The organism is Variovorax sp. RO1 (assembly GCF_002849325.1).
Lineage (GTDB): Bacteria > Pseudomonadota > Gammaproteobacteria > Burkholderiales > Burkholderiaceae_C > Variovorax.
Map to the genome: position 1 here is coordinate 2,320,023 of NZ_PKMT01000001.1, position 22,147 is coordinate 2,342,169.

A 22,147-nucleotide genomic window follows, 5' to 3' on the forward strand; every position below is an offset into this window, starting at 1 on the left:
AAAGCCCTCGCGCTCGAGTAGGTGGTCAACACCTGCTCAGGAGGTGTGCGCGTCGTACCGACCTCTTCGTCGAGGTGACCGTCGAGCTGTTTTCAGCGCTACGCAGCCCTGAAGGCCAAGACCGTTGCCCCTTGGCGCAGCTCGTCGAGGTGGTCGGCCCACAGCTGCATCATCTTGCGGCGCTTGACCACGAATTCCGCACGGTCGTAGGCGGCACCGAGCGGCCCGCTCTTTCCGTGCGCGAGCTGCGCCTCAATGACCTCGGGCTCGACGTCCATCTGCTCGACCATGATCGTCCGCGCCATCGCTCGGAAACCGTGGGCTGTCATCTCGGTGTTGTCGAAGCCCATGCGCCGCAGCGCTGTGTTCACGGTGTTGTCGCTCATGGGCCGCTCGCCGGTCAGCAGGCTCGGGAAAACGTACTGGCCGTGGCCAGTGAGCGGCTTGAGATCGACAAGGACCTCGACGGCCTGCTGTGGCAGCGGCACCAAGTGCGGGCGTCCGTTGATCTTGGCGGTCTTCGTACGCTTCATGTCCGCCGCCGGGATCGTCCATAGCGCCTTCTCGAGATCGAGATCCGACCAGCGCATTTGCCGGATGTTGCCGGGCCGCTGAAAGAGCAGGGCAGAGAGGTGCAGCGCTGCGCGCGTCGCAGGCTGGCCAGCGTATGCGGCGATGGCGCGCATGAGCTCGCCCGCCTTCACTGGCTCCAGCACCGCGGCCATGTGCTTGACCTGCACCGGTACCAGCGCGCCTTGCAGGTCGGGCGCTGGGTTGCTGGTACACCGGCCGGTGGCGATGCCGTGGCGGAACACCTGGCCTGACCATTGGCGCAGCGTGTGTGCCGTCTCATGCGCGCCACGGGCCTCGACGCGACGCAGGACCTGCAGCAACATCGGCGCCGTGATGCTGGATAGGGGAAGGCTGCCGAGCCAGGGAAACGCATCCTTCTCCATGATTGAGAGCCAGCGCTCCGCGTACCGCGAGCTCCACGCCGAACTCTTGGTCTTGTGATACTCGCGCGCCACCGCCTCGAAGCTGGCGTCGGTGTCGACCTTGCGTTCGAGCTTTTCGAGCTGCCGGCGCTGCGCGGGGTCGATGCCTTGCTGCTGAGTCTTGCGGGCGTCGTCGCGGCCGGTGCGCGCGGCCTTGAGCGTCACCTCGGGATAGCTGCCCAGTGCCAGGCGCTTTTCCTTGCCGTCGAAGCGGTACTTCCAGAACCAGCGCCTCGACCCGCTGGGCTCGATCTGCAGATAGAGGCCGCCGGAGTCGGCGAGGCGCAGCCGCAGCTTGTCGGCAGGGCAGAGGGTCTTCTTGCAGGCGGTGTCGGTGAGCATGGGGGAACAATTTCGGCGGCTGGGGCTAAAACTGTACCCGTTCCCCCGTCTGTTCCCCCAAATTGGAGGAATCTCAGCGGTTTCTCGTGATTGCTCGTGGAGCGAAATCCCCTGCTTCTACAGAGGAGAAATGGCTGTTCGCGGCTCTTTGTGGGGGAACATGGAGCCACTAAATGGCCTGCCCGGAGGGGATCGAACCCCCGACAACCTGCTTAGAAGGCAGGTGCTCTATCCAACTGAGCTACGGGCAGATTCCGGTTGAGAAGCGAGGGCCTGAGCCTTCGGTGCTCGGGCCGCACGCAGTGCGACTACAGACCCGAAAAATCAACGGTCTGGACGCTTCTGCCTCTGACCGGGGAAGCGCGGATTCTACCTACATCCCTCCATGCACGACGCCTTCGCGGGTGCTCGTTGAGAGGGCGAATGGGCGTGGCTGGCGCGGGACGACACCCTGGCGGTCTCGGCGGCCTGCTTCGACACGAGCTGCTTCTGGCCGCAGGTGCTGCACCGGTAGAACCTGAGGGCCGGCAGCATCCTCATCCAGGTTCGCCGCTCGAGGCGACGAAGGCCGGCCAGGCCGCAGGAACATCGGAGAAACAGATTCAGCAGCATCACAGAAGAGTTCAAACCGGGAAGGTGTCGACACTCTTTCCCCGACGCTGCTTCGCGGTCTATGCAACCGTGAAGCACCCGTGTTCGATTCTGTGGGTGCGCAGGGCATGCAGCGAAAGGGCTGCACGCGCAACAGATTGCTAAGGGCGGGCGTTTCGACCGTCCGATGCCTCCCTGGATCGCTGTGGCCGAGGGGGTGTCAGACGTTCTCCGAGCGGTACTTGAAGACCGCTTCGTTCACCGCGCGTTCGGACGCCAGTTGCTTTTTTCCGCAGGCGCTGCATTGGTAGAAGCGTTGGCTCGAGAAGAGCCGCATCCATGGCCGGCGCTCGATGCGAGCGAGATGCCTGAGGCCGCAAGAACAGCGGGAAAAGTAGTTCAGCATCGGAAAAGGGTCCAGGGGTGAGGGTCTGCTTCAATTTCCATCCCTGACTCAGCTCTTTGGCTTTGTAAACGCGATTCAGCTTACTTTGTAAACATGATCACGATTGACTCGATTCTGCGTGAGCGCCGAGTGCCACACGGGTAGTCCCGTAAGAAAAAGGTTGCCATTGCGGTGTAACAACAAGGCAGTCCCGTTGCCCAATGTACGGAAACCGGTGGGTCGTGCTACGAAACGTCTAAAGGGGCGCGAGATTCGCGGTGATCGCGAGCGGCCCGGAAAAGAAAAAAGCCTGCAACGACTTTCATCGTTGCAGGCTTTCACTTTTCTTTTGGTCGGGGCGAAAGGATTCGAACCTTCGACCCTCTGGTCCCAAACCAGATGCGCTACCAGGCTGCGCTACGCCCCGCCAAGCCTTCGATTCTAGCCCGAATAAAGGCCCGCTCAGCGCTTCTCGTACTGCGTCTTGCCAAAAAGGATCTCGCGCGCCTTGTCATCGGTGATCGGGCGGCGCAGGTCGGCCAGCACTTTCACGCCGCGTTGCACGGCAGGGCGCGCAGCGATGGCGTCGAACCAGGCCTTCAGGTGCGGGTAGTCGGTGAGGGTGATGCCCTGGTTTTCCCAACTGCGCAGCCACGGGAAGATGGCGATGTCGGCAATCGAATAGCTGTTGCCGGCGATGAACTTGTGCTTCGACAGCTGCCGGTCGATCACGCCGTACAGGCGCTTGGCCTCGTTGGTGTAGCGGTCGACGGCATAAGCGATCTTCTCGGGGGCGTAGATGCGGAAGTGATGTGCCTGGCCGAGCATTGGACCGACGCCGCCCATCTGGAACATGAGCCACTGCAACACGTCGTAGCGTTCGCGGTCGCCGGTGGGCAGGAACTTGCCGGTCTTGCCCGCGAGGTAGACGAGGATGGCGCCCGATTCAAAGAGCGAGATCGGCTGGCCGTCCGGTCCGTCGGGGTCGGTGATGGCGGGGATCTTGTTGTTCGGGCTGATCTTCAGGAATTCGGGCGCGAACTGGTCGCCGGTGCCGATGTTCACCGGATGCGCGTGGTACGGCAGGCCGCACTCCTCGAGCATGATGTGAATCTTGTGGCCGTTCGGCGTGGGCCAGGAATAGACCTCGATGGGCGATGCGGGCATGTCGCGGAGCTCCAGATTGAGAGGGTTGTGACGGGAGAACGGCAGCATATACACGCGCATCCGGACGCGTGCGGGTGCGGGCATTTGCCTGCAGTGCCGTGGACCGGTCACCCCACCTGTCGTTCGTGCGCGTTGCACCACATCCAGTGCTCGCCGGGCTCGATCGACTGGATCACGGGATGTTCTTCGGTACGCGCGTGCTTCGTGGCGTGGCGGTTCTTCGACGAATCGCAGCAGCCCACATGGCCGCAGTGCACGCACAGGCGCAGGTGGACCCAGGTGTCGCCGGTCTTCAGGCAGTCTTCGCAGCCACGGGGCGTATGCGGCTGCGCGAGGTCGGCGGGAACGTGTTCGCAGGCTTGGATGGGCATGGGGTATCTCTGGAAAAAACTCAGGCCACGGCCGAGGTCGACGACAGGTGCTGGTGAATCAGCGCCACCACCGCGGCGCCTTCGCCGATCGCGCCGCCCACGCGCTTGACCGAACCCGAGCGCACGTCGCCCACCGCGAACACGCCGGACACGCTCGACTCGAGCGCCGCAGCGGGGCGCGCCGGAAAGCCGCTGCTCGCGGCCGGGCCGGTCAGCACGAAGCCGTGGCGGTCGACCGACACGCCGCAGCCGTCGAGCCACGACGTCTCGGGCTCCGCGCCGACGAACAGGAAGATGTTGCGAGCCGGGCAGTCGTGCTCCTGGCCCGAGGTATGGCAGCGCCACGTGGCGCCGGTAAGGCCTTCTTCGGGCGCGCCGTGCAGCCGCACGAGTTCGGTGTGCGGTTGCAGCGAGATGTTGGGCGTGGCCTCGATGCGGTCGATGAGGTAGCGCGACATGCTGGCCGCCAGCGACGGCCCGCGCACCAGCACGTTGACCTTGGCCGCGTGGCGCGACAGGAACACCGCCGCCTGGCCGGCCGAGTTGCCGCCACCCACCAGCGCAACCTCTTGCTGTGCGCAGATCTTGGCTTCGATCGCCGAGGCCCAGTACCAGATGCCGCGGCCTTCGAATTCGGCCAGACGCGGCACGCCGGGTCGGCGGTAGCGCGCGCCGCTCGCAATGACCACCGTGCGCGCGCTGATCGTGCGACCGTCGGTGAGCTTCAGTGCGAGGCTGCCGCGCGCGTTCTCGCGCGAGCAGTCGAGCGCTTCCACCTGCGCCGGAATCAGCATCTCGACGCCGAACTTCTGCGCCTGCACAAAGGCGCGACCTGCCAGCGCCTGTCCCGAGATGCCGGTCGGAAAGCCCAGGTAGTTCTCGATGCGCGCGCTGGCGCCGGCTTGTCCGCCGAAGGCGCGGCAGTCGAGCACGATCACGCGCAGCCCTTCGGAGGCGGCATACACCGCGGTCGCAAGGCCGGCCGGGCCGGCGCCGACCACGGCCACGTCGTAGAGCTCGTCGCGCGCCGCGGTGTCGACCATGCCGAGGCAGCGCGCCAGACCCTCGTCGCTCGGGTTGACCAGCACCGAACCGTCGGGGCAGACAGCCAGCAATTTGTCGGAACCATATTGCGCGAGCAGCGCGGCGGCATCGGCGTCGGCGGCTGCATCGACCAGGTGATAAGGATGGCCGTTGCGGCGCAGGAAGTTTTCCAGCCGCGCCATCTCGGGCGAGTCGGGCCGCCCGATCAGCACCGGCCCCGCCGCGCCCGATTCGATCAGCGCCACGCGCCGCAGGATCAGCGCGCGGGTGATGCGCTCGCCCAGGTCGGCCTCGGCCACCAGCAGCGCGCGCAGGCGGTCGGGTGGCACGACGAGCGCCTCGACCTCTTCGTCGGCATGCCCGTCGACCAGGGCAGGGCGCCCGCTGAGCTGGCCGACCTCGGCGAGGAATTCGCCCGGCCCCTGGCGCGCGATCGGCACCACATGGCCCAGGCCGTCGCGCTGCGTGACGGCGACCACGCCCTTGAGCAGCACGAACATGCCGGCACCGGTCTCGCCGGCGGTGAACAGTCGCTCGCCGCGCGCAAAGCGCTGCACGCTGCCGAAGCTGGCGATGCGTGCCATCTCGGCGTCACTGAGGACAGGGAAAGTCTGGTGCAGGCGGCTGTTGGCGCCTGGTGCATCGGTGGCCATGGGGTCGAACTCCGTGTCGCGAATGCCCCGCATTAGACGCCGAAGCGGCGCCGAATCGACCCGGGTGCGCGTTGTAACAACGTCATGTGTCTGCCACGCCGCTGACATGCCGCTTTCATTGCGCGTGTCCAGACTCGGTCAGCAGAAAGGGATTTCCCATGAAAGAACTGCCGAACCCGACGTTTCCGCTCTCGCAGCTCGGACTGCGCGCAGCCTTGTGGCCTGCACCCGCCGCCGGAACCCCCGCTGTTGTTGCCGCTGCAGCTGCACTGGTCGCCACCCGTACGTCGGTCCCCGCCGCGCCGCTGGCCGTCATCGTGCCGCCGGCCGCCGAGGCCAGCAAGCCGGGCATCACGGTGAGCTGGGCGCGTCATCTGGACGACGTGCGCGCCGCGCAACGCCTGCGCCACGATGTGTTCGTGGGCGAGATGGGCGCACGCCTGACCACGCCGCTGGCCGGCCATGACATCGACCTGTTCGACGACTTCTGCGAACACCTGCTGGTGCGCGACGAACTCACCGGCCAGGTCATCGGCACCTACCGCGTGCTGACCCCCGCACAGGCCCGCCGCGTCGGCAGCACCTACAGCGACACCGAGTTCGACCTGACCCGCCTGCGCGACCTGCGCGAGCGCATGGTCGAACTGGGCCGCAGCTGCGTGCACGCCGAGCACCGCCAGGGCGGCGTGATCCTCGCGCTGTGGGGCGCGCTGGCCGGCTTCATGCATCGCAACAAGCTCGACACCATGATCGGCTGCGCGAGCATTCCGATGTCGCACAACGGCGTGACCAGCGGCGACGCAGCCGCCAGCATCTGGCGCCAGCTCTCGGCCAGCCACCTCGCACCGATTCAATACCAGGTGCAGCCGCGCCTGCCGCTGCCGGTCGAACGGCTCGACAGCGCGCTCGACGTGGAACCGCCCGCGCTCATCAAGGGTTACCTGCGCCTGGGCGCCAAGGTGCTCGGCGCACCGGCCTGGGACCCGGACTTCAACACCGCCGACCTGCCGATGCTGATGCGCATCGACGACCTGCCGGCGCGCTACCGCAAGCACTTCCTCGGCGCATGAAGCCGGCGGCCATCCGGCCCGACGCCGGGCCGCACGCTGCTTCGCTGTCGTCGAATGTGTCAGGTTCGCTCTCGGCGGGGCAGGGCGCGTCACGCGAATGTCATGGAACTGTCACGAACGACGTTGACACTGTCATATTTCAGCCGTCGTGTTCTCCCGTGCCACTTGCTCCAGAATCAGTGCCCATGCCCTCCCTCTCCGCTGACCCTTCGCGCGTCGGTGAAGCGCCTCCCTTCGCGTTGCTGGACCGCGACCACAGCATCCTCTCCTTCAACGAGCGTGTGCTCGACTGGGCTCACCGGCCCGAAGTGCCGCTGATCGAGCGGCTGCGCTATCTGTGCATCGTGTCGTCGAACCTCGACGAGTTCTTTGAAGTCCGCGCCGCACCGCACCTGATCGCCGGCAGCGCCGGTGACAGCAAGGGCACCTACACCGTCGAGTCCTTCGAGCGGCTGGCAGAGGCCGCTCATGCGCTGGTCGCACGCCAGTACGCGCTCTACAACGACGAGCTGATGCCGGCGTTTGCGACGCACGGCATCCACATCGTGTCGCACGGCGACCGCAACCCGGCGCAGCGCAAGTGGGTCAGCGAGTATTTCGAGCGCGAGGTGCGCCCGCTGCTGATCCCCGTGGGGCTCGATCCGGCGCACCCGTTCCCGCAGGTGGCGAACAAGTCGCTGAACTTCATCGTGCGCCTGGGTGGCAAGGACGCCTTCGGCCGCGAGAACCCGATCCAGATCGTCAAGCTGCCGCGCGTGCTGCCGCGGCTCATCAAGATGCCGGCCAAGGTGTCGGACGGCAAGACGCTGTTCGTGGCGCTGTCGAGCGTGGTGCGCGCGCACCTGTCGAGCATGTTCCCGGGCCGCGAGGTGGGCGACTTCTCGCAGTTCCGCGTCACGCGCCACTCCGACCTCGCGGTCGACGAGGAAGACGTCAAGAACCTGCGCACCGCGTTGCGCCAGGGCCTGCAGCATCGCCACTATGGGCAGGCCGTGCGGCTCGAGGTGTCGGCGAGCTGTGCCGAATCGCTCGCGAGCTTCCTGCTCGCCCAGTTCAACCTGCCGCCGCAGGCGCTGTACCGCGTGCACGGCCCGGTGAACCTGGCGCGGCTCACGCAGTTCATCGACCTGATCGGCGAGCCGCAGCTGCGCTTTCCGCCCTACGTGGCGTCGTTCCCAGTCACGCTGTCGCCGGCGCAGTCGTTCTTCGACCGGCTGCAGCGCGGCGACGTGCTGATCCACCAGCCCTTCGAGAGTTTCGACGGCGTGCTGGCCTTCCTGCGCGACGCGGTGCTCGACCCGCAGGTGCTCGCCATCAAGCAGACCATCTACCGCACCGGTGCCGACTCGGAGCTCATGGACCTGCTGCGCGAAGCCGTGCGCCGCGGCAAAGAGGTCACGGTGGTGGTCGAGCTGAAGGCGCGCTTCGACGAAGAGGCCAACATCAACTGGGCCGAGATGCTCGAGTCGATCGGCGCACAGGTGGTGTACGGCGTGGTGGGCCTGAAGACCCACGCCAAGATGCTGCTGGTCACGCGCCGCGAGGGCAAGCAGCTGCGCCGCTACGGCCACTTGTCGACCGGCAACTACAACCCGCGCACGGCGCGGCTGTACACCGACATCAGCCATCTCACGGCCGACCCGGCGCTCACGGCGGACATGGAAGCCGTGTTCGTCCACCTGGCCAGCCAGAGCCGCCTGCCCAAGCTCAACCGCATGTGGCTCGCGCCCTTCGACCTGCACAAAAACCTGGTCGCGCGCATCGATGCGCTGGGGCAGGCCGCCGCCAGCGGCGAGCCGACGCGCATCGTCGCCAAGATGAACGCGCTGACCGACGAGGCCATCATCGGCGCGCTCATTCGCGCAGGGCAGAAGGGCGTGAAGATCGACCTCATCGTGCGTGGCGCCTGCACGCTGCCGGCGCAGGTGCCGGGGCTCACCGACAACATCCGCGTGCGCTCGGTGATCGGGCGCTTCCTCGAGCATTCGCGGGTGTTCTATTTCCGCCACGGCGAGGACGAGTCGCTCTACCTGTCGAGCGCCGACTGGATGAACCGCAACATGATGCGGCGCATCGAACTGGCCTGGCCCGTGACCGACCCCAACCTGCGCCAGCGCCTCATCGACGAGTGCCTGGTGGCTTACCTGCACGATGGCCGCGACGCCTGGGACCTGGGCGGCGACGGCGTCTACCGGCGTGTCGACCACGACACGCACCCCGGCGAGGCGGGCGCGTCCCCCGCGATCGAAGCGCATGGCGCCCAGGCCGCCTTGATGGGCCGCTATGCATCACGAGGAAACCACCGTGATGCGCCCTCCAATTGAAGTTGAAGAAGAAGTTCGAAAGACGATGAGCATGGACTTGATCTTCTGGCGTCACGCCGAAGCCGAGGACTGGACCGAAGGGTGTGACGACATGCAGCGCTCGCTCACGCCGCGCGGCGAAAAACAGGCCAAGCGCATGGCCTCCTGGCTCGACCGGCAACTGCCCGACGGCACGCGCATCGTGTGCAGCCCGGCGCGCCGCTGCGAGCAGACCGCGCTGGCACTGGGCCGCAAGTACAAGCTGCGTTCCGAGCTGTCGCCCGACACCACGCCCGACGAACTGCTGGCTGCCACCGGTTGGCCCAACGGCAAGTCGGTGGTGCTGGTGATTGGCCACCAGCCTTCGCTGGGGCAGGCGATCTCGCTGCTGCTCGGCCTGAAGCAGGACAGCTGCCCGGTGCGCAAGGGCTCGGTGTGGTGGATCCGCACCCGCGAGCGCGACGGCGATGTGCAGACCGTCGTGGTGACAGTGCAGGCGCCCGAGCTTCTCTAGCTTCTCCCGCGGACCTTCGCCGCGAACACCCCTGCCTGACGCTTCCAGACGGGCGCTTTGTCACGGTCGCGGGCAGAGGTGGCAGGGCGCTTGTCTCCCGGAAAAAGGGGCGGACGACTCATGCGCGCGTGCGGCGCAATTTCTACAGTGTGACTCCACGGCCACGTGCTTTTGACGCCGATGCGGGAAAGAAGCGGTGCCGGTCGACCACATCACTGGGGAAGACGCATGAAACCGCTCAACACACTGCCAGGAAGCTTCATGAACATGCTGCGTGCAGACGTGGACATGCGGTTGAAGGCGCTGATTTTTCTGCTTGTTGCCGCAGCCCTGCTGTCGGGGTGCGCGACGAACACCGCCGCGCCGGTGCCGCCGACCCGTCACGATGTCGCCCGTTCGATCGAGAAGATCGAGCTCATCTATAACCAGGAAGACCAACTGATCGTCACGGATGGCGGCGGGTCGGGGCTGACGGGCTTCGCAGGGTTTCTGGGACCCATCGCTGCGCTGGTGGCAATCTCCGTCGATACCAACAGCCGACTGACGATGGCCGCCCGGACCGACCAGCGCAGCAAGGAGTTCACGGCCGCAGTGAAGAACAGTGGAGTGACCATGGGGCTCAACAGGCAGTTCGCAGAGCGACTGGCGGTGCGCCTGCGGGACAGTGGCCGCGAGGTGAAGCTGACGCCTTTCTTGCGTGCGACCGGAGAGCACGCGCAGATGCAGGTGCAGGAACTCCAGCCGACGCCCGGCTACAGCACATTGATCTTGCGGATCACGACGTCCTATGGTGCGGCCGATGCGACATCGAGCTTCAAGCCGTACGTCTGGGTGGAACAGTTGCTGAGGGACGAGAAGCAGTCCGTCGTGGGCCAGACGTTGCAGGTCGCCGACGTGAGCGAGCCGACCTATCTCCTGTACGACGGCCTGCTCAAGGACACCGCAGGCGCTCGCGAAGGGTTGAAGCGCGGGCTTGACCAGATCGTGCAGCCGGCCTATGTCAGCCTGTTCGGGGAAGACGAGCCGCGCAAGGCCAGCGCTGCGGCCGTCACGCAGACGGCCGGCATCGACACGAAGTGAAACGGCTCAGGCGCCGCTGAGTTCCACGCGCCAGTTGCTGGTTTTCTGCCAGGCCAACACTTCCTCGCGCAGCAGGTGTGCCGACTGCGGATAGGCGTCGGCCCAATCGGGCGCGCAGGCGATCGTGAAGGCCCTGGCACCGAGTGCCGCGAGGTTCAGCGCCTTCGGGTCGGGGTCGCGGCGCGCATGGCACAGGATCACGGCCAGTCGCAGCGCCAGCAGTTGCATCACGAAGGTCTCGTCGTCCAGCGCAGCTTCGAGCTTGCGCAGCTTGCCGCGCTGGCCCAGCACCAGCTGGCCGAGCGCGTGCAGTTCGTTCACCGCAAAGCCCGGCGCGTCGGCGTTGTCGAGGATGTAGGCGCCGTGCTTGTGATAGTCGCTGTGCGAGACCAGCGCGCCGATCTCGTGCAGCTGCGCGGCCCAGCCGAGCTTGCGCAGCGCGCGGCCGGCGCGGCTCGATGTGCTGCCGCCGCGCGCGGCGGGGGCGAGCTGCACGAACAGCGCGGCGGCGGTGTCGCTCACGCGCTTGGCCTGGGCCGTATCGACCGCGAAGCGCGTGGCAAGCCGGGCCACCGTGGCGCTGCGCATGTCGGCCACGCTGTCGTCGCGTTCGAGCAATTCGTACAGCACGCCGTGGCGCAGGGCGCCCTGGGCGACCTTCATTTCCTGGATGTCGAGCAGATCGAACACCGCGCGCAGCACGCTCAGGCCGCCGCCGATCACGGCCTTGCGGTCTTCGCGCATGCCGTCGATGCGCAGCTTGTCGATGCTGCCGGCCTTGAGCAGGCGATCGAGCAGCCAGTCGAGGCCGTCGCGCGTGACAAGGCCCGCTTCGCCGCCGGCTGCCGCGAGCACGTCGCCCACGGCGCCGATGGTGCCGGAGGCGCCATAGGCCACGTCCCACTGGTCGCGGGTGTAGCTCGACAGTGCATCGTCCAGCACGGCCTTGGCCGCGACTTCGGCGGCGCGGAAGGCGGGGGCGGTGAACTGGCCTTCGCCGAAATGCTTCATCGACCAGGCGACGCTGCCCACGCGGTACGACTCCATGCGCTCGGCCTCGAGCGCCTGGCCGATGATCATTTCGGTGGAGCGCCCGCCGATGTCGATGACGAGCCGGCGTTCCTGGTCGGACGCGTCGGTGTGCGGCAGGTGGTGTGCCACGCCCTGGTAGATCAGGCGGGCTTCTTCCCGGCCCGGGATCACGTCGATGCCGAAGCCGAGGATGGTGCGCGCACGCAACAGAAATTCTTCGCGGTTGCGCGCTTCGCGCAAGGTCTGCGTGGCCACGGCGCGCACCTGCGAGCGCTTGAAGCCGGCCAGCCGTTCGCCGAAGCGGGCGAGGGCGTCCCAGCCGCGCTGCATGGCTTCGGTCGTGAGATTGCGTGCGCTGTCCAGGCCGTTGCCCTGGCGCACGGTTTCCTTGAGGTACTCGGTGCGGTGGATCTGTCCGTGGTCGACCTGGCCGATTTCCAGCCTGAAGCTGTTGGAGCCGAGATCGACTGCTGCGAGGCGGGTGCCGTTTTGCATTGTTCTAGTGAAGAGGGCGGTTCTCTGATCGTAGCGCCGTGACAGCAGGCGCCGCCTCCCGAATCGCGTCACGGCGAGGGCTGGAGGTTAGGCGGGGCGAATGACGGTTATGTGACAGCGTCACACACAACCCGCCCGGCGCAGCGGCATTTTCCCTCGACAGAGGGGGTGTCACAGCGATGTCACAAAAGCTTTTTAGAGTCCGTTCGAGCCCCAAAAGGGACTACTTCTTACTTCTCAAGGAAGCTTTATGAAAACGACGTTCAAATTTGCAACCGCCGGCCTCGTGACCGCGCTGTTCTCCCTTCCCGCCCTTGCCCAAGACGTGACCGGCGCCGGCGCCAGCTTCCCCGCACCGCTGTACGCCAAGTGGGCGTCCGATTTCAACAAGGCCACCGGCGTCAAGATCAACTACCAGTCGGTCGGCTCGGGCGCTGGCCTGAAGCAGATCGAAGCCAAGACCGTCGATTTCGGCGCCTCCGACGCGCCCCTGAAGGACGACGAACTGCAAGCCAAGGGCCTGATGCAGTTCCCCACCGTCATCGGCGGCGTGATTCCCGTGGTCAACATCACCGGCATCAAGCCGGGCGAGCTGAAGCTCAACGGCCAGGTGCTGGGCGACATCTACCTGGGCAAGATCACCAAGTGGAACGACCCCGCCATCAAGGCACTGAACGGTTCGCTGGCCCTGCCTGACGCCGCCATCGCCCCGGTTCGCCGCGCCGACGGTTCGGGCACCAGCTTCCTGTTCACCAACTACCTGAGCAAGGTCAACGCCGAGTGGAAGTCGAAGGTCGGCGAAGGCACGGCCGTGAACTGGCCCACCGGCGCGGGTGGCAAGGGCAACGAAGGCGTCGCCGCTTTCGTGAACCGCCTGCCCAACTCGATCGGCTACGTCGAGTACGCCTACGTCAAGCAGAACAAGATGACCTACGCCCAACTGCAGAACGCCGCCGGCACGTTCGTCTCGCCCGACGACACCGCCTTCAAGGCTGCCGCCGCCGGTGCCGACTGGAACAAGAGCTTCTACCAGGTGCTGACCAACCAGGCCGGCAAGGATTCGTGGCCCATCACCGGCGCCACCTTCATCCTGATGCACAAGGTGCAGGACAAGCCCGCCAGCGCCACCACCGTGCTGAAGTTCTTCGACTGGGCCTACAAGGGCGGCGACAAGACCGCAGACGACCTCGACTACGTGCCGATGCCCGACGCCGTGAAGGCCACCATCGCCAAGGCATGGGGTGAAGTGAAGGACGCATCGGGCAAGCCGGTCGCGTTCAAGTAAGAAGCAACCCTTCATCCACCCTCCAGGACGGCGCGCCCATGAGCAACTCTTCGCTCCAGGACGCGCCGCTTTCGTCTTTGCCGGAGCGACCCGTGTCATCCACTCTCCCTGCTGCCGCCTCCCTCGACCTCGCGGCCGAGCGCGCGCGCACCTCTGCCGCTCCTCCTCCGCCCGTGAAGGCGCCCCGTTCCGGCCCCATGGCCGACCGCATCTTCGGCTGGGCCGCCAAGGGCGCCGCGCTGCTGACGCTTGCGATGCTCATCGGCATCCTGTTGTCGCTGGTCGTCGGCGCCTGGCCCGCCATTGCGAAGTACGGCCTCGGCTTCCTCACGAGCAGCGTGTGGGACCCGGTGAAGGACGAGTACGGCGGCCTCGTGATGATCTACGGCACGCTGGCCACCTCGTTCATCGCACTGCTGATTGCCGTGCCGGTGAGCTTCGGCATCGCGCTGTTCCTGACCGAACTCTCGCCCAACTGGCTCAAGCGCCCGTTGGGCACCGCCATTGAACTGCTGGCTGCCGTGCCGTCCATCGTGTACGGCATGTGGGGCCTGCTGGTCTTCGGCCCCATTCTTTCGACCTGGGTGCAGCAGCCGCTGCAGAAGCTGCTGGCCGGCGTGCCGTACCTCGGCGCCCTGGTGTCGGGCCCGCCCGTGGGCATCGGCATTCTGTCGGCCGGCATCATCCTGGCGATCATGATCATTCCGTTCATCGCCTCGGTGATGCGCGACGTGTTCGAAGTGACGCCCGCGCTGCTCAAGGAGTCGGCCTACGGCCTGGGCTCCACCACCTGGGAAGTCGTCTCCAAGGTTGTGCTGCCCTACACCAAGGCCGGCGTGATCGGCGGCATCATGCTCGGCCTCGGCCGCGCACTGGGCGAAACCATGGCCGTCACGTTCGTGATCGGCAACATGAACCAGCTCAACTCCCTGTCGGTGTTCGAGGCTGCCAACAGCATCACCTCGGCACTGGCCAATGAATTCGCCGAAGCCGGCGCGGGCCTGCACCAGGCCGCGCTGATGTACCTCGGCCTCGTGCTGTTCTTCATCACCTTCGTTGTGCTGTCGCTCTCGAAGATGCTGCTGGCTCAGATGAAGAAGAGCGAAGGAACCAAGTCGTGAGCACCACTGCGCAAAACCTGATCAACGCCAAGACATTGGCCGAGACGCGCCAGGCGAGGTTCGCCGCGCGCAACCGCGTCAACAAGATCGCACTCACGCTGTCGCTCGCCGCGATGGCGTTCGGCGTGTTCTGGCTGGTGTGGATCCTGTGGGAAACGCTGCGCCAGGGCATCGGCGGCCTGGCGCTCGCCACCTTCACCGAAATGACGCCGCCGCCGAACGAGGCGGGCGGCATCGCCAACGCCATCTTCGGCTCGTTCGTGATGGTGTCGCTGGCCACCTTCGTGGGCACGCCGATCGGCATCATGGCCGGCATCTACCTGGCCGAATACAACCCCAAGGGCCTGCTGGCCTCGATCACGCGCTTCGTCAACGACATCCTGCTGTCGGCGCCGTCGATCGTGATCGGCCTGTTCGTCTACGCGGTGGTGGTGGCCTACTTCAAGACCTTCTCGGGCCTGGCCGGTGCACTGTCGCTGGCGCTCATCGTGATTCCGGTGGTGATCCGCACCACCGAGAACATGCTGCAGCTGGTGCCGCCGGGCCTGCGCGAAGCGGCCTACGCACTGGGCACGCCGAAGTGGAAGGTCATTCTGAGCATCACGCTGCGCGCCGCGCGCGCCGGTGTGGTCACGGGTGTGCTGCTGGCCGTGGCCCGCATCGCCGGCGAGACCGCGCCGCTGCTCTTCACCGCGCTGAACAACCAGTTCTGGACCGCCGACGTGAGCCAACCCATGGCCAGCCTGCCGGTCACGATCTTCAAGTTCGCCATGAGCCCGTACGAGAACTGGCAACAACTGGCCTGGGCCGGCGTGTTCCTGATCACCGTCGCCGTGCTTGCCCTCAACATCCTGGCGCGCGTGCTGACGCGCAACAAACACTAAATCAAGAAGGCGCCAACATGCCAAACACCGTCGCACAACAACAACCGTCGCGCTCGAAGATCTCGGTCAAGGACCTGAACTTCTACTACGGCAAGTTCCACGCGCTCAAGGGCATCAACCTCGAGATTCCCGAGAACAAGGTCACGGCCTTCATCGGCCCGTCGGGCTGCGGCAAGTCGACCCTGCTGCGCACCTTCAACCGCATGTTCGAGCTGTACCCCGAGCAGCGCGCCGAAGGCACCATTGCGCTGGACGGCGAGAACCTGCTCACGTCGAAGCAAGACGTGGCGCTCATTCGCGCCAAGATCGGCATGGTCTTCCAGAAGCCCACGCCGTTCCCGATGTCGATCTACGACAACATCGCCTTCGGCGTGAAGCTGTTCGAGAACCTCTCGGCCAGCGACATGGACGACCGCGTGGAGTGGGCCCTGAAGAAGGCGGCCCTGTGGACCGAAGTGCGCGACAAGCTGCAGCAAAGCGGCTCGGGCCTGTCGGGCGGCCAGCAGCAACGCCTGTGCATTGCACGCGGCATCGCGATCAAGCCTGAAGTGCTGCTGCTCGACGAACCCTGCTCCGCACTCGATCCGATTTCGACCGCGAAAATCGAAGAGTTGATTGCCGAGCTGAAAAACGAGTACACCGTGGTCATCGTGACCCACAACATGCAGCAAGCTGCCCGCTGCAGCGACTACACCGCCTACATGTACCTCGGCGACCTGATCGAGTTCGGAGCCACCGAACAGATGTTCTTCAAGCCGCAGCGCAAGGAGACCGAGGACTACATCACCGGCCGCTTCGGTTGAGTTGAAGTCAAAGGAAACACCATGACCGAGAAACACCTTTCCAGCCAGTTCGACAGCGAACTCAACGGCGTCTCGTCGCGCGTGATGGAGCTCGGCGGCATGGTCGAGTCGCAGATCCACCAGGCCGTGTACGCCCTGCTGCAGTTCGACCCCGAAGCCGCCGACCGCGTGATGGAGACCGAGCACCGCGTCAACGCGATGGAGATCGAGATCGACCGCGAGCTGTCGTCGATCATTGCGCGTCGCCAGCCCACGGCACGCGACCTGCGCCTGCTCATCGCCATCAGCAAGACCACCGCCAACCTGGAGCGCGTCGGCGACGAGGCCAACAAGATTGCGCGCATGGTCAAGTCGATCATCGAAAGCGGATCGGCCCGCCAGCTGCCCACCACCGAGCTGCGCATTGCCGCCGACCTGGCCTCGAACCTGTTGCGCACCGCCCTGGACGCCTTTGCGCGCCTGGACACGGCCGCCGCGCTGTCGATCCTGAAGGACGACGACCTCATCGACAAGGAGTTCGACGGCTTCGTGCGCAAGCTGGTCACCTACATGATGGAAGACCCGCGCACCATCTCCGCCAGCCTGGACCTGCTGTTCCTGGCCAAGGCCATCGAACGCATCGGCGACCACGCCAAGAACATCGCCGAGTTCATCATCTACATCGTCAAGGGCGCCGATGTGCGGCACACTTCGATGGAGGAAATCGAGTCGGCATTGCAGTGACGACCGTCGCCGCAAAGACTCCCCAGAACGCATGAAGAAACCAAGAGTCCTGATCGTCGAAGACGAATCCTCGATCGCCGAGCTGATCGCCGTCAACCTGCGCCACAACGGCTTCGAGCCGATCTGGTCCGAAGACGGCGCCGCTGCCCAGCGCGAAATCGACGCTTTCCTGCCGGACCTGATCCTGCTCGACTGGATGCTGCCGGGCCAGAGCGGCCTGCAGCTCGCGCGCCAATGGCGCAAAGACCCGCGCACCAAGGCCATCCCGATCCTGATGCTCACGGCGCGCGGCGATGAGCCCGACAAGGTCGCCGGCCTCGATGCCGGTGCCGACGACTACATCACCAAGCCGTTCTCCACCCAGGAAATGCTGGCGCGCATCCGCGCCGTGCTGCGCCGCCGTGCGCCCGAGGTGGTGACCGAGCGCGTCGAGATCGGCGAGCTTGCCCTCGACACCTCCACCCACCGCGTCACGTGGCAGGGCGGGGCGCTGAAGGTCGGTCCGACCGAGTTCAAGCTGCTGGCCTACCTGATGCAGCATGCCGAGCGTGTGCACAGCCGTGCGCAGCTGCTCGACAAGGTGTGGGGCGACCACGTCTACATCGAGGAACGCACGGTCGACGTGCACGTCAAGCGCCTGCGCGAGTCGCTGGGTGCGGCCGCGCCCATGGTGGAAACCGTGCGCGGTGCGGGTTACCGGCTGACGGCCCAAGTCACGGTGTGAGCAACGCCGTGAGCTTCGGCGGCGGGCGCGGATAATCGCCCGCCATGCCTTTTCGTATTGCTACCTTTTTTATAGCGTCCCTCGCAATTGCGGCGGGCGCTGTCGGCCTTTTCGGCTGGAAATACGGCTGGCTGGGCGCCTGGTTGGGCGCGGTGCTCTGGCTGGGCTTCGATGCCTGGCGCGCCGAACGCCTGCTGCGCGTGCTGCGCAACGACGCGGCCGGGCTGCCATCGCGCGGGCCGGGGGTGTGGGGCGAGCTGTCGGAGCGCATCCGCAAGCTGCTGCGCGAGCGCGAACAACAGACCCGGCAGGCTGAAGACCGGCTGCAGGAGTTCCTGGCCGCGATCCAGGCCTCGCCCAATGGCGTGGTGCTGCTCGACGAGCAGGGCCGCATCGAGTGGTGCAACCAGACGGCGGCGGGGCAGTTCGGCATCGATGCCGAGCGCGACCTGCTGCAGCACCTGGCGAACCTCGTGCGCGATCCGGCGTTCGTGGCCTACCTGGCCTCGTGGAATTACAGCCGCGACGTGGTCATCGACGCGCCCGGCCTCGTGCATGCGCAGCATCGCGGCCATCCGGCGCGGCTGTCGGTGCAGGTGCATCCCTACGCCGGCAACCGGCGCATGCTGCTCACGCGCGACATCACGGCGCTGGAGCAGGCCGAGGCGATGCGGCGCGACTTCGTGGCCAACGTGTCGCACGAGATCCGCACGCCACTCACGGTGCTGGCGGGCTTTGTCGAGACGCTGCAGAACCTGCCGCTCGATGCCGACGAGCGCACGCGCTACTTGTCGCTGATGGGGCAGCAGTCGCACCGCATGGAAACGCTGGTGAACGACCTGCTGACGCTGTCGCGGCTGGAAGGCAGCGCGGCGCCTTCAGGCAACCAGTGGGTGCGCATGCGCGCGCTGCTGGCGCAGTGCGAAGATGAAGGGCGCGGCCTGTCGGGCCGGCTCACGCCGCAGGGGCACCGGCTCACGTTCACGTCGGAAGCCGAATCCGAGCTGTCGGGTGCGCCGACCGAACTGCAGAGCGCGATGTCGAATCTCGTGACCAATGCCATCCGCTACACGCCCGGCGGCGGCGAGGTGGCCGTGACGTGGCGGGTGCTGCCCGACGGGCGCGGTGAGTACGCTGTGCGCGACACAGGCCCGGGCATTGCCGCCGAGCACATTCCGCGGCTCACCGAGCGCTTCTATCGCATCGACCGCAGCCGCTCGCGCGAGACCGGCGGTACGGGGCTTGGGCTGGCGATCGTGAAGCACATCGCGCAACGCCACGGGACCGAGCTGCGCATCGAAAGCACGGTGGGCAAGGGCAGCCGTTTTGCGCTGCTGTTCCCGGCAACGCGCGTGCGCGAAGCACGCGTGATGGTCAAGTAGCCAGCAAGCCGCGCGGCCTTCAGCGGGCCCGCGCCTTCATCGTCCAGCGCAGCAGCGCGACGAACAGCAATGCGGTAAGCGCCAGCGCCGCGGCGCTCATGAGCCAGAAGGCCAGCGGCGATTGCATGGCCGGCCACGGCCCCAGGCCGCGGTAGGCCAGCAGGTAACTGCCGCCCAGGCCCATGCCCCAGAGCATCGCGCCGTAGATGACCAGCGGCGCCAGCGTCACGCGGTAGCAGCGCAGCACGAAGACGCACAGCGTCTGGAACGCATCGGCGATGTGATACAGCGCCACCGTGACCAGCAGCGCCGAGGCCATCGCGATCACGGCGGGGTTGTCGGAATACACGTTGGCGAGCTGCGAGCGGAACGCGGCCATGGCGCCGGCATAGAGCAGCGCGAACAGCGCCGTGAGCTCGAAGCCCAGCCGGCAGGCATGGCGCGCCCGGGCGGTGTCGCCGGCACCGAGCCAGAAGCTCACGCGCGCACTGGTCGCGATGGCGAGCGACAGCGGCGTCATGTAGGCCACGGCCAGCAGGTTCGAGGCGATCTGGTGCGCGGCCGCCGCAGCGGTGCCCAGGCGCGCAATGAAGAGCGCCATCAGCGTGAAGGACGTCACTTCCACCAGCACCGCGAGGCCGCCGGGCACGCCGAGCCGCGCGAACAGGCGGATCTGGCGCCAGTCGGGCGCCTCGATGCGCTCCCACAGCTGGTAACCGCGGTAGAACGCGCCGTGGCGCAGCAACCAGACTGCGCAGCCGAGCATGGCCCAGTTCACGCACAGCGTGGCCCAGGCGCAGCCCACCAGCCCCATCGCCGGCAGGCCGGCACCGCCGAAAGTGAACCAGACCGACAGCGGCAGCTTCACGAGCAGCGAGGCCAGCTGCAGCCAGGTCACGAGCTTGGGCTTGCCCAGGCTCTGGTTCAGCGTGCTGAAGAGGCGAAAGAGCAGGGCGGGCGCCAGCGCAAAGGCCAGCACCGCGAGGTAGGCCTCGACCTCGCCGCGCATGTCGGCGGGCACCTGGGTCCAGCGCAGCGCCGCACCGGGCAACAGCAGCACGGTCATGCCGACCACGACGGCGATGGCCGCGAGGTAGAGCGACTGGCGTACCGAGCGGCCGATTTCGCTGCCCCGGTTGGCGCCGTGCAGTTCGGCCCACACCGGCAGCAGCGCCTGCAGCACGCCCATCAGCGAGACATACACGCTGACGAAGATCGCGGCGCCCACCGACAGTGCGGCCAGTGCGCCTTCGGAATAGCGGCCCGCGATGATGGTGTCGGCCACGCCGAAGGCCATCACGGCCAGCTGGCCGATCAGCACCGTGCCGGCGTGCCGTGCGATGAGTCCGCGTTCGCTCCCGTGCGTGCTGCTCACGGGTCAGCGCACGATCTTTTCGTAGAGCAGCAGGTCGTCCGCGGGGCTGCTGGGGCGGCGCAGGGTACCGCTGAAGCGCCATTGGTCCATCGGGATGATGGTGTGCAGCCGCTCGATGGTGTCGGGGCTCACGAGCAGCCACGGGCAGTCGTTGCCCAGCAGCATCGGCTGCAGGTTCAGGCTGCCGTGGTGGCGCAGCGCCGCGATGTGCGGCCGGCTCAGCGCCAGTTCGGCGACGCAGCGCGGGTGGCCGATGCGCTCGGTCACGGCGCGCACCTGCGGGATGTAGCTGCGCGCGTAGTCGATGGGCGGCAGCCAGAGCGTCATCAGCAGCATCCAGCACAGGGCGGTGCCGCCGGCCGGCAGCACCAGCGTCTTCCAGAGCGCGGCGCGGTGGCGACCGGTGCGCCAGCGCACCAGCCAGCACCAGGCCAGCGTGGCGGCCAGGGCGAGCACGAAGGCGACCGGCGAGAACTCGGCCACGAAGCCCGGCACCAGCCGCGCAACGCTGGCGGCGGCCTTGCGCGGCGCGCCAGTCAGCATGGCGATCCAGTACATCCAGCCGAGCACGGCCAGCCCGCTGAAGAACAGCACGTTGAACCAGTCGATCAGCGCCGCTGCGCTGCGACGGAAGGTCGGCAGCGCGAAGGCCGCCAGCGTCGCGAAGGCGGGCAGGGCGAGCAGCAGGGAGCGGTCGGAGAAGTCGGTGGTCCAGGTGGCGGCCAGCGGCACCAGCGCGAACCACAGCGGCAGCGCGACGTGGCGCTCGAGCCACTGGCGGCGCCAGCGCCAGAGCGTCCAGAGCGCGAGCGGCCAGACGGGCCAGGTGAACCACAGCAGCAGCTTGGCCTGGCTGCGCACGTCGGACAGCAGCGAATTGCCGAGCGTGATCTTCCATTGCGCCAGGCCCAGGCCGAAGACCAGTGCGGCGGCCAGCACGGTGATGCCGACCATCGTCAGCAGCGCGGGCAGGGTGAAGCCGGGGCTTTCGTCGTCGCTGCGGCCTTGTGCCACGCGGTTGGCGCGTTGGTGGCGTTCGTAGGCGATGTATACCGCGCTGCCGATCGCCAGTGCGAGGCCGACCGTCGGGCCGCCGCTCAGCGTCATGCCGAGGGTGCCGACCACGAGCGCGATCACCGGGCCGACGCGGCGGTAAGGCAGTGCGGCCACGCCGTAGAACAGGTGCGAGGCGAAGTACAGCTGCGCCAGCGCGGGGGTGGTTTCATGCCCGAGTTGGGCCAGGCCCAGCGAGGCGATCAGCGCCAGCAGGCCGCCGTCGGCGATGGCGCGGGCGTAGTCGGTCGGACGCGCCTCGCCGCCGAAGGCAAAGGCCACGGGCTGGGCGCGCGGTGTGCGGGCCAGGTAGTAGACGGCGTACCAGGTCGCGGTGAAGGTGCCCCACAGCATCAGCGCGAACACGAAGCGCACGGCCAGGTCGGGGTTGACCCACGACGGGGCGAGCTGGATCGCCCAGGCGCCGATCCAGTAGGGGATCAGCGCGGGTGTCTCGGGGCGCATGCCCAGCAGCAGCGGGTCGAACCAGCGGGCGAGGCCTTCGGTGCTGCGGGCCAGTTCGGCCATGTAGCCGAAGGCCGTGATGTCGGCACTCTTCCAGGGGCCCCGGCCGAGCAGGCCCGGCAGCAGGTAGGCCGCGCACAGCAGCAGCAACGCGACGCGCGGCAGCCGGCGTACGGCATTCTGGGCAACGATCGCGGGGGTCGGCTGGTTCAAGGGCGAGGCGGAAGAGGCGGACGGGTGATTGGAAAGAAAAAGGGCAGCGCGGTAAACCGGGCTGCCCTCGACGCCAG

At 66.9% G+C, this 22,147-nt stretch carries 19 protein-coding genes and 2 tRNA genes; 11 read left to right on the forward strand and 10 right to left on the reverse strand.

Annotated elements, in window-relative coordinates:
- Window positions 1-98: 98 nt before the first annotated feature.
- From CY658_RS11020 to CY658_RS11050, 7 genes are all read right to left on the reverse strand, one after another.
- On the reverse strand, window positions 99-1,337 hold the full coding sequence (locus CY658_RS11020) for a tyrosine-type recombinase/integrase (protein ID WP_101490120.1): 1,239 nt from the start codon (window positions 1,335-1,337) through the stop codon (window positions 99-101).
- Window positions 1,338-1,511: 174 nt separating this feature from the next.
- Window positions 1,512-1,588 (reverse strand) — tRNA-Arg (locus tag CY658_RS11025).
- A gap of 560 nt (window positions 1,589-2,148) precedes the next feature.
- Window positions 2,149-2,334, reverse strand: coding sequence for a hypothetical protein (locus CY658_RS32470; RefSeq protein ID WP_143605924.1), 186 nt, complete (start codon window positions 2,332-2,334; stop codon window positions 2,149-2,151).
- 329 nt (window positions 2,335-2,663) lie between these two features.
- Window positions 2,664-2,740, reverse strand: a tRNA-Pro gene (locus tag CY658_RS11035).
- 35 nt (window positions 2,741-2,775) lie between these two features.
- Window positions 2,776-3,480: a glutathione binding-like protein gene (locus CY658_RS11040; RefSeq protein ID WP_101490122.1), complete on the reverse strand. Its 705-nt coding sequence runs from the start codon at window positions 3,478-3,480 to the stop codon at window positions 2,776-2,778.
- A gap of 107 nt (window positions 3,481-3,587) precedes the next feature.
- Entirely contained in the window at window positions 3,588-3,851 is a 264-nt protein-coding gene (locus CY658_RS11045; protein ID WP_101490123.1) for a UBP-type zinc finger domain-containing protein, read from the reverse strand.
- A gap of 20 nt (window positions 3,852-3,871) precedes the next feature.
- On the reverse strand, window positions 3,872-5,548 hold the full coding sequence (locus CY658_RS11050) for an FAD-dependent oxidoreductase (RefSeq protein ID WP_101490326.1): 1,677 nt from the start codon (window positions 5,546-5,548) through the stop codon (window positions 3,872-3,874).
- Window positions 5,549-5,706: 158 nt separating this feature from the next.
- On the opposite strand from CY658_RS11050, the gene CY658_RS11055 reads away from it, so the two are divergent.
- From CY658_RS11055 to CY658_RS11070, 4 genes are all read left to right on the forward strand, one after another.
- Window positions 5,707-6,618 carry a GNAT family N-acetyltransferase gene (locus CY658_RS11055; protein WP_101490124.1) on the forward strand — a complete coding sequence of 304 codons (912 nt, stop codon included), beginning with the start codon at window positions 5,707-5,709 and terminating at the stop codon, window positions 6,616-6,618.
- Window positions 6,615-8,942 carry a polyphosphate kinase 1 gene (gene ppk1 / locus CY658_RS11060; protein ID WP_101490125.1) on the forward strand — a complete coding sequence of 776 codons (2,328 nt, stop codon included), beginning with the start codon at window positions 6,615-6,617 and terminating at the stop codon, window positions 8,940-8,942. Before CY658_RS11055 ends, ppk1 begins: the two co-directional genes overlap by 4 nt.
- A gap of 31 nt (window positions 8,943-8,973) precedes the next feature.
- Complete coding sequence (locus tag CY658_RS11065) at window positions 8,974-9,435, forward strand: SixA phosphatase family protein (protein ID WP_180838933.1); 462 nt, start codon at window positions 8,974-8,976, stop codon at window positions 9,433-9,435.
- 228 nt (window positions 9,436-9,663) lie between these two features.
- Window positions 9,664-10,515 (forward strand): hypothetical protein, encoded by an 852-nt coding sequence (locus tag CY658_RS11070; protein WP_101490127.1) that lies wholly within the window; start codon window positions 9,664-9,666, stop codon window positions 10,513-10,515.
- Window positions 10,516-10,521: 6 nt separating this feature from the next.
- Here the strand turns inward: CY658_RS11070 and CY658_RS11075 are convergent, their stop codons facing one another.
- Complete coding sequence (locus CY658_RS11075; RefSeq protein ID WP_101490128.1) at window positions 10,522-12,042, reverse strand: Ppx/GppA phosphatase family protein; 1,521 nt, start codon at window positions 12,040-12,042, stop codon at window positions 10,522-10,524.
- 250 nt (window positions 12,043-12,292) lie between these two features.
- Here CY658_RS11075 and pstS point away from each other — a divergent pair, with 250 nt between their 5' ends.
- The 7 genes from pstS to phoR are packed head-to-tail and all read left to right on the forward strand — an operon-like array spanning window position 12,293 to window position 18,964.
- Window positions 12,293-13,327: a phosphate ABC transporter substrate-binding protein PstS gene (gene pstS / locus CY658_RS11080; protein WP_101490129.1), complete on the forward strand. Its 1,035-nt coding sequence runs from the start codon at window positions 12,293-12,295 to the stop codon at window positions 13,325-13,327.
- A 38-nt stretch (window positions 13,328-13,365) separates the two neighbouring features.
- Window positions 13,366-14,448, forward strand: a complete 1,083-nt coding sequence (pstC, locus tag CY658_RS11085) for a phosphate ABC transporter permease subunit PstC (protein ID WP_099789954.1) — start codon at window positions 13,366-13,368, stop codon at window positions 14,446-14,448.
- Window positions 14,445-15,332, forward strand: a complete 888-nt coding sequence (gene pstA / locus CY658_RS11090) for a phosphate ABC transporter permease PstA (RefSeq protein WP_101490130.1) — start codon at window positions 14,445-14,447, stop codon at window positions 15,330-15,332. The genes pstC and pstA overlap by 4 nt, the downstream gene beginning before the upstream one ends.
- 17 nt (window positions 15,333-15,349) lie before the next feature.
- Window positions 15,350-16,135 (forward strand): phosphate ABC transporter ATP-binding protein PstB, encoded by a 786-nt coding sequence (gene pstB, locus CY658_RS11095; protein ID WP_101490131.1) that lies wholly within the window; start codon window positions 15,350-15,352, stop codon window positions 16,133-16,135.
- 21 nt (window positions 16,136-16,156) lie between these two features.
- Window positions 16,157-16,858: a phosphate signaling complex protein PhoU gene (phoU, locus tag CY658_RS11100; RefSeq protein ID WP_099797075.1), complete on the forward strand. Its 702-nt coding sequence runs from the start codon at window positions 16,157-16,159 to the stop codon at window positions 16,856-16,858.
- Between the two features lie 31 nt (window positions 16,859-16,889).
- Window positions 16,890-17,582: a phosphate regulon transcriptional regulator PhoB gene (phoB, locus tag CY658_RS11105; protein ID WP_007836652.1), complete on the forward strand. Its 693-nt coding sequence runs from the start codon at window positions 16,890-16,892 to the stop codon at window positions 17,580-17,582.
- A gap of 44 nt (window positions 17,583-17,626) precedes the next feature.
- Complete coding sequence (gene phoR, locus CY658_RS11110; RefSeq protein WP_180838912.1) at window positions 17,627-18,964, forward strand: phosphate regulon sensor histidine kinase PhoR; 1,338 nt, start codon at window positions 17,627-17,629, stop codon at window positions 18,962-18,964.
- A gap of 19 nt (window positions 18,965-18,983) precedes the next feature.
- Here phoR and CY658_RS11115 read toward each other — a convergent pair whose 3' ends face one another.
- Both CY658_RS11115 and CY658_RS11120 read right to left on the reverse strand, forming a co-directional pair.
- Window positions 18,984-20,339, reverse strand: coding sequence for an MATE family efflux transporter (locus CY658_RS11115; RefSeq protein ID WP_257884820.1), 1,356 nt, complete (start codon window positions 20,337-20,339; stop codon window positions 18,984-18,986).
- A 3-nt stretch (window positions 20,340-20,342) separates the two neighbouring features.
- Window positions 20,343-22,070 carry a hypothetical protein gene (locus CY658_RS11120; RefSeq protein WP_101490132.1) on the reverse strand — a complete coding sequence of 576 codons (1,728 nt, stop codon included), beginning with the start codon at window positions 22,068-22,070 and terminating at the stop codon, window positions 20,343-20,345.
- Between the last annotated feature and the right edge of the window lie 77 nt (window positions 22,071-22,147).